The following is a 14,113-nucleotide window of genomic DNA, read 5'->3' as shown; positions in this document are numbered from 1 at the left end:
TATCATCGCGGTTTTTGCCGGGAGTTCAGATGGCCAAGGCCAAACGCATGTACGGCTGCACCGAGTGCGGCTCAACCTTCCCCAAGTGGGCCGGCCAGTGCGGCGAGTGCGGGGCCTGGAACACCTTGACCGAAACCATGGTCGAGAGCGGCGGTGCCGCAGCCCCCAGCGGCCGCACCGGCTGGACCGGCCAACAGGCACAGATCAAGACCCTGGCCGAAGTCAGCGTCGAAGAAATACCGCGCTTTTCCACTGCATCCAGTGAGCTCGATCGCGTCCTGGGTGGCGGGCTGGTGGACGGTTCGGTGGTTTTGATCGGCGGTGATCCGGGCATCGGCAAATCAACCATCCTCTTGCAAACCTTGTGCAACCTCGCCAAGAGCATGCCGGCGTTGTACGTCACGGGCGAAGAGTCCCAGCAGCAAGTGGCCATGCGCGCCCGACGCCTGGGATTACCGCAGGATCAACTGCGGGTCATGACCGAAACCTGCATCGAAACCATCATAGCCACCGCCCGGGTCGAAAAGCCCAAGGTCATGGTGATCGACTCGATTCAGACGATTTTCACCGAGCAGCTGCAATCGGCACCGGGCGGCGTGTCCCAGGTGCGGGAGAGCGCGGCCTTGCTGGTGCGTTATGCCAAACAGAGTGGCACAGCCATTTTTCTGGTTGGCCACGTGACGAAAGAAGGTGCGCTGGCCGGACCGCGCGTGCTGGAGCACATGGTCGATACCGTGCTGTATTTCGAGGGCGAATCCGACGGTCGCTTGCGCTTGCTGCGGGCGGTGAAGAACCGTTTTGGCGCGGTCAACGAACTGGGCGTGTTCGGCATGACCGACAAGGGTTTGAAAGAAGTCTCCAACCCTTCGGCGATTTTTCTTACTCGTGCACAGGAAGAAGTCCCGGGCAGTGTGGTCATGGCAACGTGGGAAGGGACCCGACCGATGCTGGTGGAGGTTCAGGCGTTGGTGGATGACAGCCATCTGGCCAACCCGCGTCGGGTCACGTTGGGGCTGGATCAGAACCGACTGGCGATGTTGCTGGCGGTTCTGCATCGACACGGCGGCATTCCGACCCACGACCAGGACGTGTTCCTCAACGTGGTGGGTGGCGTGAAGGTGTTGGAAACCGCATCCGACCTGGCGCTGATGGCGGCGGTCATGTCCAGTTTGCGCAACCGGCCATTGCCCCATGATCTGCTGGTGTTCGGCGAAGTCGGTTTGTCTGGCGAAGTGCGTCCGGTGCCGAGCGGGCAGGAACGCTTGAAAGAAGCGGCCAAGCACGGCTTCAAACGGGCCATCGTGCCCAAGGGCAATGCGCCGAAGGAGTCTCCGTCGGGATTGCAGATTATTGCCGTTACCCGCCTCGAACAGGCCCTCGACGCCCTGTTCGAATAACCTGCCAGATAGAACACCGATCCTGTGGGAGCGAGCCTGCTCGCGATAGCGGACTGTCAGTCAACATCATCGTTGAATGTTAAACAGCTATCGCGAGCAGGCTCACTCCCACATTGGATTGGTGTCGGGTTTTCAGACTTCGATCAGGGCACCCAACTCGCGCTCCAGCTCCTGCGGATCCCCCAGATTGAGCTCGATCAATCGCCGCAGCCGCTCGATGGATTCCAGGCTGATGTATCGGCAAACGAATCCCAAATGGCGAGGATCGTCGTGCGTCAGTTGCACATCCATCTTGATGTCAAAGTCCTTGCTGAGATGAATGTCGACAGAAAACATCTTTTTCGGGTCGCCCAGCCACGGCTCGGGTCGCTCGATCAGTATTCCCTTGAGCGACAAGTCAATCAGCTTCACTGGCCAGATGAATTCCCCTTGGCAAAGCTCGGTTCGGGCATCGAACGCAATACGTTTGAAGCGGCGGCGATTGGCAGGGTGTTCGCTCATGTCTTATTCCTCTTAATGTCCGCTGACTATAGACCCGCATTGTCAAAGCCTGCCAGCTGACACGGGCGTCTAGACCAATGTCGGGTATGGCCTTTGCCGTCAGGAGAGCTAAACTCGGGGTGGCTGTCTTTCTTGTCCACCCTGGCTGGAATAAAAAAATGAAAAATAATAATAGCCCGCTACGCCACCTACCCTGGCTGCTGCTGGCAATCGTAGGAGCGTGCGCCCTTGGCGTAGTGGCATTGCGTCGAGGCGAGGCAATCAACGCCTTGTGGATTGTGGTCGCTGCCGTGGCCATTTATCTGGTTGCGTACCGTTATTACAGTCTGTTCATCGCTAACAACGTGATGCAACTCGATTCACGACGGGCCACCCCCGCTGTGCTCAACAATGATGGTCTGGACTACGTCCCGACCAACAAACACATCCTTTTCGGTCACCACTTCGCAGCCATTGCCGGCGCAGGGCCATTGGTCGGTCCGGTGTTGGCGGCGCAGATGGGCTACTTGCCCGGCACGCTGTGGCTGATTGCCGGTGTGGTGCTGGCCGGTGCGGTTCAGGACTTCATGGTCCTGTTCATGTCCACCCGCCGCAACGGCCGCTCCCTGGGCGACATGGTCCGCGAAGAAATGGGCCGCATCCCCGGCACCATCGCGCTGTTCGGCTGCTTCCTGATCATGATCATCATCCTCGCGGTGCTGGCTCTGATCGTCGTAAAAGCCCTGGCCGAGAGCCCGTGGGGCATTTTCACGGTGATGGCGACTATCCCGATCGCGATGTTCATGGGCATCTACATGCGCTACATCCGCCCGGGCCGCATCGGTGAGATCTCCATCGTCGGCGTGCTGTTGCTGCTGGGTTCGATCTGGCTGGGCGGGCAGATTGCCGCGGACCCGGTCTGGGCCAAAGCCTTCACCTTCACTGGCGTGCAGATCACCTGGATGCTGGTCGGTTACGGTTTCGTCGCTGCCTCTTTGCCGGTGTGGCTGATTCTGGCCCCGCGTGACTACCTGTCGACGTTCCTCAAAATCGGCACCATCATCGCACTGGCGATCGGCATCCTGGTCACCATGCCCGAGCTGAAAATGCCGGCGCTGACCCAGTTCATCGATGGCACCGGTCCGGTATGGAAAGGCGGCCTGTTCCCGTTCCTGTTCATCACCATCGCCTGTGGCGCGGTCTCGGGTTTCCACGCGCTGATCTCCTCCGGCACCACGCCAAAACTGCTGGATAACGAGGTCAACGCCCGTTACATCGGTTACGGCGGCATGTTGATGGAATCGTTCGTGGCCATCATGGCGATGGTTGCCGCTTCGGTGATCGAGCCAGGCGTGTATTTCGCCATGAACAGCCCGGCGGCCGTCGTCGGTGGTGACGTGGTCGCGGTTGCACAAACTGTCAGCAGCTGGGGTTTTGCAATTACTCCGGAAGCGCTGCAAACGGTGGCCAAGGACATCGGTGAAACCACCATCCTGGCCCGCGCCGGCGGTGCGCCGACCCTGGCGGTCGGTATCGCGCAGATCCTGCACAGTGTCCTGCCGGGTGAAAACACCATGGCGTTCTGGTACCACTTCGCGATCCTGTTCGAAGCGCTGTTCATCCTGACCGCAGTCGATGCCGGTACCCGTGCCGGTCGCTTCATGTTGCAGGACTTGCTCGGCTCCTTCGTGCCGGCGCTGAAACGCACCGAATCCTGGACCGCCAACCTGATCGCCACCGCCGGTTGTGTGGCGATGTGGGGCTGGTTGCTGTATCAGGGCGTGATCGACCCGCTGGGTGGCATCAACACCTTGTGGCCGCTGTTCGGTATCTCCAACCAGATGCTGGCCGGTATCGCGCTGATGCTCGGCACCGTCGTGCTGATCAAAATGAAACGCCAACGCTACGTCTGGGTGACCATGGTGCCAGCGGTCTGGTTGCTGATCTGCACCACCACCGCCGGCTTCATCAAGCTGTTCGACGCCAACCCGGCGATCGGCTTCCTGTCGCTGGCCAAAAAATACAGCGATGCGCTGGCCAACGGTCAGATCCTCGCCCCGGCCAAGGACATCACCCAGATGCAACACGTGATTTTCAACGCCTACACCAACGCAACGCTGACCGCGCTGTTCCTGTTCGTGGTGTTCAGTATCCTGTTCTATGCACTCAAGGTCGGCATTGCCGCCTGGGGTAAAAAAGAGCGTACGGATAAAGAATCGCCATTCCAGGCCTTGCCGGACGCGTAATCGAGGATTGCAGCATGTTCAATGACCTGAGTCGCCTCGGTAAATACCTCGGTCAGGCCGCGCGCCTGATGGTCGGCATGCCCGACTACGACAACTACGTCGAGCATATGCAGACCAAACACCCGGACAAACCGGTGATGAGCTACGAAATGTTCTTTCGGGAACGTCAGGAAGCCCGTTACGGTGGCAAGGGTGGGCCGAAGTGCTGTTGACCCGGTTGTCGGGTTAACAGCAATCCCTGTGGGAGCTAGCCTGCTGGCGATGGCGGCTGAACATTCAACATCACTGTTGATTGACAGTCCGCCATCGCTAGCAGGCTAGCTCCCACATTTGTTTTATGTTGTTTTCTAATTTTGTAAAGCAGGAGACTCCAGTTGTCCTCTCCCATCCCCGTCACGATCCTCAGCGGCTTCCTCGGCGCCGGCAAGACCACGCTGTTGCGCCACCTGCTCAAAGCCGAGCACGGCCTGAAAATCGCCGTGATCGAAAACGAATTCAGTGACGCCGGCATCGACACCCAACTGTTGGGCGACGAGCCGGTGCAGGTGATGACGCTGTCCAACGGCTGCGTCTGCTGCACCATCCACACCGACCTGACCAAGGCGCTCTACCTGTTGCTCGAACGCCTGGACAGTGGAGAAATCGCCTTCGACCGTCTGGTGATCGAGTGCACCGGCCTGGCGGATCCGGCACCGGTGGCGCAAACCTTCTTCATCGACGAAGAACTGCGTGAGCGTTACATCCTCGACGGCATCATCACGTTGGTCGATGCAGCGCACGCCGACGTACACCTGACCCAAACCATCGCCCAGGCGCAGATTGGTTTCGCCGACCGCTTGCTGGTGAGCAAACGCGATCTGGTGGACGAGTCGACCTTCACCGCGTTGAGCGAGCGCCTGACCCGTATCAACCGTCGCGCGCCGATTCGCGTGGTCGACCACGGCCAGATCGATCTGGCCGAGCTGCTCGATGTGCGCGGCTTCAACCTCAATGCCGACCTGGGTGGCGGCGTGAGTTTGCGCCCGGTCAGCAAAGCGCCTTCCATCGACCGCATTTCCAGCCTGGTGCTGCGCACCGACAAGCCGCTGGATATCGACAAGCTCAGCGAGTTCATGAACGAACTGCTGGAAGAACATGGCAAGCAGTTGCTGCGCTACAAAGGCGTGCTGAACATCCTTGGCGAGCCGCGGCGCATGGTGTTTCAGGGTGTGCTGAAGTTGTATGGCTTCGACTGGGACACGGAGTGGGCAAAGGGCGAGGCGCGGGAAAGCGTGATTGTGTTTATTGCCGATGAATTGCCGGAAGAGAAGATCCGCGAGGGGTTTGCGCGGGTGGCGGCGGATTGAATCGTTTCGTTGGTCAGTGATAACGCCTTCGCGGGCAAGCCTCGCTCCTACAGTCGGTGATATCCGTAGGAGCGAGGCTTGCCCGCGAAAGCGATCTAACCAGCAACACGATCCTGACTAAGCCCAAGTCCTGAGTTCAGCAATATTTCCTCAAGATCATCCAGGTGCCCGCTTAGCAGCGAGACCGCCTTCACCGCATCCCCACGCTCCACCGCATCCAGAATCGCGGAATGCACCCGCCAATCGCAATAACCCTCCACCGATACATCAAACTGCGCAATCGCCAGTGAAGTCAGTGGCACCAGGCTGCCCAGAAAATGCGCCAACGGTGCATTCCCCGCCATTTCGGCCAGCTGCAGATGAAACGCCCCCGCCAACCTGATCGCCGAGCCATGCGCGGCACATTGGCGCTCGCGATCAATCAACCCACGCAGACACTTCAAGTCCTGCGCACGGGGCTGCTGGCACGCCAGCCGCACCACCGTGGTTTCGGTCAGCCGCCGCGCATGCAGCGTCTGCCGGACTTGCTCATGATCGAGCGCAGCGACTCGGGGACGATGGTGAGTGCGCAACACGATGATCTGCTGATGGGACAGCTGCGTCAGCACCCCACGCATGTCACTGCGGCGAACGCCGAACATCTGCGCCAGGCTTTCTTCGGTAAAGCGACTGGCCGCATCGATGCGCTGTTCAAGAATGGCGTCGAAGACTCGCGAGTAGAGATCATCCGTCGGCGCGGGAAAGGGCAGGGCAACAAGAGTTTGCGCTGAAGCGAAGCTGTTCATGGCCTGTCTCCGGTTCCAAGAGGGTTCAACTGCCGAGGTTGTCGTCCGGGATATTCAATTCGATGCCCATCCGCTGGCCTTCGCGAAGAATGTGCCGACGCATTTCGGCACTCGCCAGGGCGCTGTTTTTGCTGCGGATCGCGCGTACCACGGCTTCGTTTTCTTCGAGGCGTTCAGCCAGATGCTCGGGGGAGTTGCGCAGCACCTCGGCGCTTTGCTTGAGGGCGTTGCTGGTCTGCTGTACCACGCTCTGGAAAATCGGGTTCGAGGTCAGCGTGAATAGCTCTTCGTGGAACGCGATGTAGGCGTTGACCCCGGCTTCGCTGTCGTTCGCCTCCAGGGCTTCGCGCATGTCCATCAGGGTCAGGCGCAGTTGCCCGACTTCCTTGCTGCTGATCGACTGCGCCACCAGACCGACGATAAACGGCTCAAGGGTGTAGCGCAGTTGCAGCACGTCTTCCAGGCTCGCGCCGGCCACTGCGCTGTCGTGGCTTTGGCTGTCAGCCAGTTGGGCATCGAGCACCACCACGCCTTTGCCCGGCATCGAGCGCACCAGGCCGAGGGTTTCTAGGACGATGACCGCCTCGCGCAGGCTCGGGCGGCTGATGCCCAGTTGTTCGGCCAGTTCACGTTGCCCTGGCAGCATCTCGCCGGAGCGCCATTGCCCACGTGCCAGCGCGGCACGAAGTTTTTCCACTACTGAATTTACGACGGTTGACGAGGTAATCACTGTTCGCTCCAAGTCGCGATAATGTGCCCGCCCATAGGCGGGCACACGTTGTTTAAAATTCCTGCTGGTGCGCGGGCGCGACCGGTTTTCGAGGCTGGAAGGTATAACCCACCTGACCGGAAAGCACCTTGTTTGCGCGTTGGATATCGATGTCTTTTTCCCATCGGGCGATGGCCACGGTGGCGACGCAGTTGCCGATCAGGTTGGTCAGCGCGCGGCCGATGCCCATGAACCAGTCCACCGCCAGTACCAGCACCAGACCGACCACCGGAATCGCCGGGATGGCCGTCAGTGTCGCTGCCAGAATCACCAGCGCCGAGCCGGGAATCCCGTGAGCCCCTTTGGAGGTGATCAGTGACACCAGCAAAATGGTCAGCAAATCAGTCATGGCCAACGGCGTGCCCGTGGCATTGGCGATGAACACAATGGCCAATGTCAGGTAGATCGAAAAACCGTCGAGGTTGAATGAGTAACCGGTGGGAATCACCAGCCCGACTGTCGAACTGCCGATGCCCAGATGTTCGAGCTTGCGCATGATTTGCGGCAGCACGGCGTCGGACGACGCGGTGCCCATGACGATCATCAGTTCTTCGCGCAGGTATTTGAGCAACGGCCACATGCGCAGGCCGGACAGGCGCATCACCAGGCCGAGAATCAGCGCCACGAACGCTACACACGTCAGGTAGAAAAGACCGACCAGACTGCCAAGGTGTTGCAGCGAGTCCAGGCCATATTTGCTGGTGGTGAAGGCAATCGCGCCGAACACGCCGATCGGCGCCAGGCGCACGATCATGCCCATGATGCGGAAAATCACGTGGCTCAGCTCATTGATCAGCCGGGAAATGCCCGACGCGGCTTCGCCCACCAGGTTCAGTGCGCTGCCGAACAGCACTGAAAACAGCAGGACCTGCAGGATGTTGTTGTCGGCAAATGCACCGATCACCGAGGTCGGAATCAGGTCCATCAGGAACTGCGTGGTGGTGTGCATGTGCTGGCCGCGCTGGGCGATGTCGCCCATGTCGGCGGCAGACAGCTGCTCCAGATGAATGTTCGCGCCGCTGCCAATGCCGGTGCTGAAGGCGAACACCAGGCCAATCACCAGGGCGATGGTAGTCAGCACTTCGAAGTAGATCACCGATTTGAGGCCGATGCGCCCGACCTTCTTCAGGTCGCCGGCGCCGCTGATGCCGCTGACCACCACGCAGAACACTATCAGGCCGATGAGCATCTTGATCAGTTTGATGAAGCCGTCGCCGAGGGGTTTGAGCTGGGCGGAGTATTCGGGAAGGGTCAGCCCGCAGACGATGCCGAGCACCAGTCCGAGAACCACTTGAAGGAAGATTGAACGCGAGCACCATCTGAGCATGGGAGGAATCCTGGTCGGTGTCCTGGCTGCCGTGCGCTGCGCGCATCAGATTCAGGACTTAATTATTGTGGTCTTACCGGTATGTCCAGTGCAGGCGCAGTCTACGCCGGATTTTTTTACGATTACAAGTGAAAACCTGAAAATTGGCATGACCGGTCTGACCAGCGAAGCTGGTTGTGTAGGAGCCGGCTTGCTGGCGATGGCGCCAGAAAGATCCCTACAAGGCTCAAGAACAAGCGCTCCAGCCAGCCACCTCCTACAAAACGCAGGCGAAAAAAAACCGGCCATCACTGGCCGGTTTTTTCTAACTACGGTTTAACGGGCTGATTAAGCGCCGTACACCGGCAGCTTCTTGCAGATGGCCTTGACCTTCTCACGAACGGCGTCGATCACCGCTTCGTTGTTCAGGTCAGCCAGGATGTCGCAGATCCAGCCGGCCAGCTCTTTGCACTCTGCTTCCTTGAAGCCGCGAGTGGTCACAGCCGGAGTGCCGAAGCGCAGGCCGGAGGTGACGAACGGGGAACGTGGATCGTTTGGCACGGAGTTCTTGTTCACGGTGATGAATGCTTTGCCCAGAGCGGCGTCAGCGTCTTTACCGGAGATTTCCTGCTTGATCAGCGACAGCAGGAACAGGTGGTTTTCAGTACCGCCGGAAACCACGTCGAAACCGCGCTCGATGAAGACGCTGGCCATGGCCTGGGCGTTTTTCACCACTTGTTGCTGGTAAGCCTTGAACTCAGGCTGCAGCGCTTCCTTGAAGCAGATCGCTTTGGCAGCGATCACGTGCTCCAGCGGGCCACCCTGGGCGCCCGGGAATACTGCGGAGTTCAGCTTCTTCTCGATGTCGGCGTTGGCGCGAGCCAGGATCAGGCCGCCACGTGGACCGCGCAGGGTCTTGTGCGTGGTGGTGGTCACGACGTCAGCGAATGGCACCGGGTTCGGGTAGACGCCAGCGGCGACCAGACCGGCCACGTGGGCCATGTCGACGAACAGGTAGGCGCCAACCTTGTCAGCGATTGCGCGGAAGCGCGGGAAGTCGAGGATCTGCGAGTAGGCAGAGAAACCGGCCACGATCATTTTCGGCTTGTGCTCAACGGCCAGGCGCTCGACTTCGTCGTAGTCGATCAGGCCATTGGCGTCGATGCCGTACTGAACGGCGTTGTACAGCTTGCCGGAGGACGAAACGCTGGCACCGTGGGTCAGGTGACCACCGTGAGCCAGGCTCATGCCCAGGATGGTGTCGCCAGCTTGCAGCAGGGCCAGGTAAACGGCGCTGTTGGCTTGCGAACCGGCGTGCGGCTGAACGTTGGCGTAATCGGCGCCGAACAGTTCTTTGGCACGGTCGATGGCCAGTTGCTCAACGACGTCGACGAACTCGCAACCACCGTAGTAGCGCTTGCCCGGATAGCCTTCGGCGTACTTGTTGGTCAGTACCGAGCCTTGAGCTTCCATCACCGCAGGGCTGGTGTAGTTTTCCGAAGCGATCAGCTCGATGTGTTCTTCCTGGCGCTGAGCTTCTTGCTCCATGGCGGCAAAAAGATCGGCGTCGTACTTGGCAATAGTCAAATCACGGCTGAACATGGCGGTCCTCAAGGATCGGGGCAGAAAAGGGGGGCATTCTAACCCAATGGGATTTAGATGGCATATGAAAGGGCATCATGTCGCAGACAAGTGGTGTTCATGCAGGAATCGGCGGCGATCGTGCCGGCCTCTTCGCGGGCAAGCCTCGCTCCTACAGTCGGTGATATCCGCAGGAGCGAGGCTTGCCCGCGAAGGGGTCATCTGCAGCACTACAAATTTCAGTCGAACATGAACAACGCATCATTACTGAACTGCGCTTCAAACCGGCCCGCCGGCATCGGCCGCCCGAACAGGTAACCCTGAACCTCATCGCAGCCATGCTCACGCAGGAAGTCCAGCTGCTCATGGGTTTCCACGCCCTCGGCGATCACCGCCAGGTTGAGGCTGTGGGCCATGGCAATGATTGCCCGGGCGATCTGCGCATCCTGTTCACCCGACGGCAAGCCATCGACAAAGGTTCGGTCGATCTTCAGCACGTCGATCGGGAACTGCTTGAGGTAGTTGAGCGACGAATAACCGGTGCCGAAGTCGTCGACCGCGATGCTCAGCCCGAGGTTTTTCAGCCCGGCCAGAATCTGCATCGCCTCGCTGACTTCGCGCATCAGGATACTTTCGGTCAGCTCCAGCTCCAGGCACGCCGGTGGCAGGCCTGTTTCCTTGAGGATGGTGGCGATCCGCGTGCCGAGCTGGCCGTCGGAGAACTGCCGGGCAGAGATGTTTACCGATACCTTCGGCACCCGCACCTTGGCCTGATGCCAGGTCTTGAGCTGACGGCACGCCTCGCTGATCACCCAGTCGCCGACGTCCACCACCAGGCCCAGTTCTTCGAGCACCGGAATGAAATCCCCCGGCGGCACCAGGCCACGGCGCGGATGACGCCAGCGCAGCAAGGCTTCGGCACCGGTCAGGCGTTTGCCGTCGCCGCTGAATTGCGGCTGGTAGTACAGAACGAATTCGTTCTGTTCCAGGGCGTGACGCAGGTCGCTTTCCAGCTCCAGACGCTCGAGGGCACTGGCGTTCATGTCCGCCTGATAGAACTGGAAGTTGTTCTTACCGCGTTCCTTGGCGTGGTACATCGCGGTGTCGGCGTTCTTCATCAGCTGACTGAGTTCGTTGCCGTCCTGCGGGCTCAGGGCGATGCCGATACTGGCGGTGACGAAGAATTCGCGGCCTTCAAGCACGAACGGTTTCACCAGGCTGGCAAGAATCTGTTCGGCCACGTGAATCGCCCGATTGAGGGCGATTTCACGGTTGGCCCGCGGTTGCAGGAGCAAGGTGAATTCGTCGCCGCCCATACGCGCCACGGTGTCGTCGTCATCGACGCAACCGAGCAGGCGCGTGGCCATTTCCTTGAGCATGCGATCGCCGGCGGCGTGGCCCAGGGAGTCGTTGATCGGCTTGAAACGGTCGAGGTCGAGGAACATCAGCACCACCCAGGACTTCTGCCGTTCCGCCGATTGCAGCGCGGTGTGCAGGCGGTCCTGGAACAGCGTGCGGTTGGGCAGGTGCGTCAGGGCGTCGTAATAGGCGAGGCGGTGAATCCGTTGTTCACTGGCCTTGCGCTCGCTGATGTCGCTGAAGAAACACACGTAACTGGCCAGATCGCCTTCATCGTCGAGCACCGCTGTGATACCGACCCACGCCGGGTAATGCTCGCCGTTACGACGCCTGAGCCAGACTTCGCCTTCCCAGGTGCTGTGCTGGTTCAATTGCTTGAGCACATAGCGCAGGTGCGCTTCCTGCTGCTCGTCGACGGTCAGCATGTTCGGCAACTGGTCGAGCACTTGCTCCACCGCATAGCCGCTCACGCGGCTGAACGCTTCGTTGGCCTGCACGATGTAGCCTGCCGGGTCGGTGATCAGGATCGCCGACGTCGAGTGTTCGAATACCGTGGCCGCCATGCGCAGGTCTTTCTCGGCGCGGCGTTGCTGGCTGATGTCGCGACCGACACCGAGCACGCCTTCGAAGGCGCCGTGTTCGTCCCAGACCAGCACCAGCCGCAACTCGATTGGTATCTTGCGCCCATCGGCACGCAGGCAGTCGAACAGGAACAGTTGGGTCTGCACCTGGCTGCGCAACAGCGCCAGTTGGTCGGGTTTGCCCAGCGCTTTGCTGACGCGGTCCATCAGGTTGTAGATGCCGGTCAACTGTTGCGGGTTGGCGATGGTCGACTGCCAGCCGTTCTGGAAAATCCAGTCGGTGTCGTAGCCCAGCACGGCTTGCACCGACGGGCTGACGTAGTTGAGCGAGAGCTTGCTGTCGGTGGAGAAAATCACGTCGCTGATGCTTTCGGCGAGCATCCGGTAGCGCTGCTCGCTGTCGCGCAGGGACTCACTGGCCTCGATCTGCTCGGTGATGTCCTTGGCCACGCCGATGATCCGTGTGACCTGGTCGTGTTTGTCCCGCGCCAGCGCCTGCTCACGAATATCGAAACGCCGCCATTTGCCGTTGCGGTGACGGAAGCGCAGTTGGCATTGCAGCAATTGCGTATAGCCCGCGTGCCGCTGGGTCTGGCGCGCGCGGTGGTAGTGGTCGGCATCTTCGGGGTGCAGCAGGATTTCCCAGAAGTACTCGCCCATCTGGTGCAGCTCGGTGCGGTTGTAACCGAGTGTCTGGCCCAGGTGGTGGTTGCTGAAGATCATGCGCTGGCTGATCACGTCCTGGACGTACAAATGATCCGGCACGGTGCGCACCACGTCGGACCAGAACCCTTCACGCTCAAGCAGCGACAGTTCGATGAGCTTGCGACTGGTGATGTCGCTGATGCTCAGGATCACCGCTTTATAGTCGTCCTGGTTTTCCGGCAGGCGCATCACCAGCCACAGGTGCTGATCGCGGCCATTGGCGTCTTGCAGTTTTATTTCCAGCTCAAACTGTTTCTGCTGATTGAGCACCGCTTCAAGCACTTGATTGCCGATGGCGGTGCCATCCAGCGGATTGCCGTCGATCAGCAACTTCCAGGCTTGCTCGCAGGAATTCACGTTGAGCAGTTGCAGGGCAACCTGGTTGACCTCGGTGATGCGCAGTTCCTGCAACAGTTGCTGGCGTTGTTCCGGGGTTTCCAGCCAGGTTTGCAGGTGTTCGGTGCTGTGCAACTGGTTTTTGTCGAAGACGTTCTTGAGGCCAGACACATCGAGCACGCACAGGGCGACGCCGGTGCCTTCGAAAATATCCTGATAGCGCCGGCGACCTTCACTCACCTGGCGCTGACGACGGCGTATGTTCAACAGGGCGATCAGCGGCAGCAGAGAGAGCGCCAGCCCCAACAGGCATTTACCGATAAACGCCGGCAGCAGTTCTTCGATCACACGTTGGCGGTCGAACAACCCGCGCAGTTGCCAGTCGCTGCCGGTCAGGGGGACCGTCAGCACGCTGTTGGCCACATCATTCGCGGTCAGCTCGCTCGGCTTGGCCAGGGGCTGTGAATCATCGCGGCTGATGACCTGGTGATTGACGCGGTTTTCCACCAGCCACATTGGGCGGATGCCGGCCTCGCCTGGTTTGGTCAGTGACGAGAAAAAGCTCGGCGTCAGGCGCAGGACCCAATAGCCCCGAGAGCTGCCGCTGGCTTGATGCAGCAACAGGTGCACCACCGAACCGTTATCGGCGTTGCTGAAATAATGTGCCTGGGTACGGCTGCGGCGTACCAGTTCGACGAGGTAGTCGGCGTCGTCGCTGTCGGCGGTGGTGTCGCTGATGACTTTCCCTGAGGGGCTCAACAACGCGAGGCTGCGCAGGTCGGGCAAGGACTTTTGCAGCTTGCGCAGCAGCTCCTGCTGTTCGTCGGCGCTTTGCGGCTGTTCGACGATCGGTAGCAGGTTGAGGGCGATCTGCGCATTGAGCGACATGTTCAGGCTGACTTGCGCAGCCAGATCGGCGGTGTAGTCGATGGTGTATTGGCGCTGGTTTTTCTGGGTTTCGCGCAGCTGATCCAGCAGTTGCCAGAACAGCAACGCGAGCAGCAAAAGCACGAGTGTCGCCAGCGCGCCCTTTAATGTTCCGCGCAGGGGGGAACCGGGCACAGCAGTCGGTGCACGGGTGGTCAAGGGCGGAGTGACATTAGACAAACTGTAATCCTGCGATTTAGCTGGACTGGCGCGACGTGCACTATAAGCCGGACGCCCGGAGGGCGGCTAGCATGCCTTGAGTTGTGGCAAAGTGCCAGACCCTCCCGGCTGGACT

General features: G+C 60.1%; 11 protein-coding genes. 5 read left to right on the top strand and 6 right to left on the bottom strand.

All coding sequences use genetic code 11. The annotated features are described in order from the left end of the window. The first annotated feature begins 29 nt into the window (after positions 1 to 29). A complete protein-coding gene (gene radA / locus ACM6IO_RS04465) occupies positions 30 to 1,397 on the top strand; it encodes a DNA repair protein RadA (protein ID WP_223557260.1) in 1,368 nt (455 codons plus the stop codon). Positions 1,398 to 1,529: 132 nt separating this feature from the next. On the opposite strand, the gene ACM6IO_RS04460 is transcribed toward radA, so the two are convergent. Next, a complete protein-coding gene (locus ACM6IO_RS04460; protein WP_008040322.1) occupies positions 1,530 to 1,898 on the bottom strand; it encodes a PilZ domain-containing protein in 369 nt (122 codons plus the stop codon). A 158-nt stretch (positions 1,899 to 2,056) separates the two neighbouring features. Between ACM6IO_RS04460 and ACM6IO_RS04455 the strand changes: the two genes are divergently transcribed. The 3 genes from ACM6IO_RS04455 (at position 2,057) to yjiA (ending at position 5,469) form a co-directional block, all read left to right on the top strand. After that, the gene (locus ACM6IO_RS04455) at positions 2,057 to 4,123 is read left to right on the top strand and encodes a carbon starvation CstA family protein (RefSeq protein ID WP_008040323.1); all 2,067 of its coding nucleotides are present in this window, start codon (positions 2,057 to 2,059) and stop codon (positions 4,121 to 4,123) included. Positions 4,124 to 4,137: 14 nt separating this feature from the next. Next, entirely contained in the window at positions 4,138 to 4,335 is a 198-nt protein-coding gene (locus ACM6IO_RS04450; protein WP_007895266.1) for a YbdD/YjiX family protein, read from the top strand. Between the two features lie 162 nt (positions 4,336 to 4,497). Further along, the gene (yjiA, locus tag ACM6IO_RS04445; RefSeq protein ID WP_414911021.1) at positions 4,498 to 5,469 is read left to right on the top strand and encodes a GTPase; all 972 of its coding nucleotides are present in this window, start codon (positions 4,498 to 4,500) and stop codon (positions 5,467 to 5,469) included. A 95-nt stretch (positions 5,470 to 5,564) separates the two neighbouring features. Here yjiA and ACM6IO_RS04440 read toward each other — a convergent pair whose 3' ends face one another. From ACM6IO_RS04440 to ACM6IO_RS04430, 3 genes are read right to left on the bottom strand one after another with little or no spacing between them, the layout of a single operon-like run. Further along, entirely contained in the window at positions 5,565 to 6,254 is a 690-nt protein-coding gene (locus tag ACM6IO_RS04440; RefSeq protein ID WP_414911020.1) for a GntR family transcriptional regulator, read from the bottom strand. 25 nt (positions 6,255 to 6,279) lie between these two features. Beyond that, positions 6,280 to 6,984, bottom strand: a complete 705-nt coding sequence (locus ACM6IO_RS04435) for a FadR/GntR family transcriptional regulator (protein ID WP_223555242.1) — start codon at positions 6,982 to 6,984, stop codon at positions 6,280 to 6,282. A gap of 52 nt (positions 6,985 to 7,036) precedes the next feature. Beyond that, a complete protein-coding gene (locus tag ACM6IO_RS04430; RefSeq protein ID WP_008040326.1) occupies positions 7,037 to 8,350 on the bottom strand; it encodes a C4-dicarboxylate transporter DctA in 1,314 nt (437 codons plus the stop codon). On the opposite strand from ACM6IO_RS04430, the gene ACM6IO_RS04425 reads away from it, so the two are divergent. Further along, positions 8,349 to 8,669, top strand: a complete 321-nt coding sequence (locus ACM6IO_RS04425) for a hypothetical protein (RefSeq protein ID WP_414911019.1) — start codon at positions 8,349 to 8,351, stop codon at positions 8,667 to 8,669. The two genes, ACM6IO_RS04430 and ACM6IO_RS04425, sit on opposite strands and share 2 nt — an antisense overlap. An 8-nt stretch (positions 8,670 to 8,677) precedes the next feature. Here the strand turns inward: ACM6IO_RS04425 and glyA are convergent, their stop codons facing one another. Beyond that, positions 8,678 to 9,931, bottom strand: coding sequence for a serine hydroxymethyltransferase (gene glyA, locus ACM6IO_RS04420; protein ID WP_008028869.1), 1,254 nt, complete (start codon positions 9,929 to 9,931; stop codon positions 8,678 to 8,680). Positions 9,932 to 10,149: 218 nt separating this feature from the next. Further along, the gene (locus ACM6IO_RS04415) at positions 10,150 to 13,998 is read right to left on the bottom strand and encodes an EAL and GGDEF domain-containing protein (protein ID WP_414911018.1); all 3,849 of its coding nucleotides are present in this window, start codon (positions 13,996 to 13,998) and stop codon (positions 10,150 to 10,152) included. Positions 13,999 to 14,113 lie beyond the last annotated feature (115 nt).

The sequence above is a fragment of the Pseudomonas sp. IT-P44 genome, assembly GCF_949768225.1.
Classification (GTDB): domain Bacteria; phylum Pseudomonadota; class Gammaproteobacteria; order Pseudomonadales; family Pseudomonadaceae; genus Aquipseudomonas; species Aquipseudomonas migulae.
Note: the sequence above shows the minus strand (reverse complement) of the source record. Positions and strands in the feature narration are given on the sequence as shown.

What these genes read in the sequence shown, in the direction of transcription:
- ACM6IO_RS04460 (WP_008040322.1), bottom strand. Translation starts at nt 1,898, where the DNA reads ATGAGCGAACACCCTGCCAATCGCCGCCGCTTCAAACGTATTGCGTTC.
- ACM6IO_RS04425 (WP_414911019.1), top strand. Translation starts at nt 8,349, where the DNA reads ATGGGAGGAATCCTGGTCGGTGTCCTGGCTGCCGTGCGCTGCGCGCAT.
- ACM6IO_RS04440 (WP_414911020.1), bottom strand. Translation starts at nt 6,254, where the DNA reads ATGAACAGCTTCGCTTCAGCGCAAACTCTTGTTGCCCTGCCCTTTCCC.
- ACM6IO_RS04450 (WP_007895266.1), top strand. Translation starts at nt 4,138, where the DNA reads ATGTTCAATGACCTGAGTCGCCTCGGTAAATACCTCGGTCAGGCCGCG.
- radA (WP_223557260.1), top strand. Translation starts at nt 30, where the DNA reads ATGGCCAAGGCCAAACGCATGTACGGCTGCACCGAGTGCGGCTCAACC.
- ACM6IO_RS04455 (WP_008040323.1), top strand. Translation starts at nt 2,057, where the DNA reads ATGAAAAATAATAATAGCCCGCTACGCCACCTACCCTGGCTGCTGCTG.
- ACM6IO_RS04430 (WP_008040326.1), bottom strand. Translation starts at nt 8,350, where the DNA reads ATGCTCAGATGGTGCTCGCGTTCAATCTTCCTTCAAGTGGTTCTCGGA.
- glyA (WP_008028869.1), bottom strand. Translation starts at nt 9,931, where the DNA reads ATGTTCAGCCGTGATTTGACTATTGCCAAGTACGACGCCGATCTTTTT.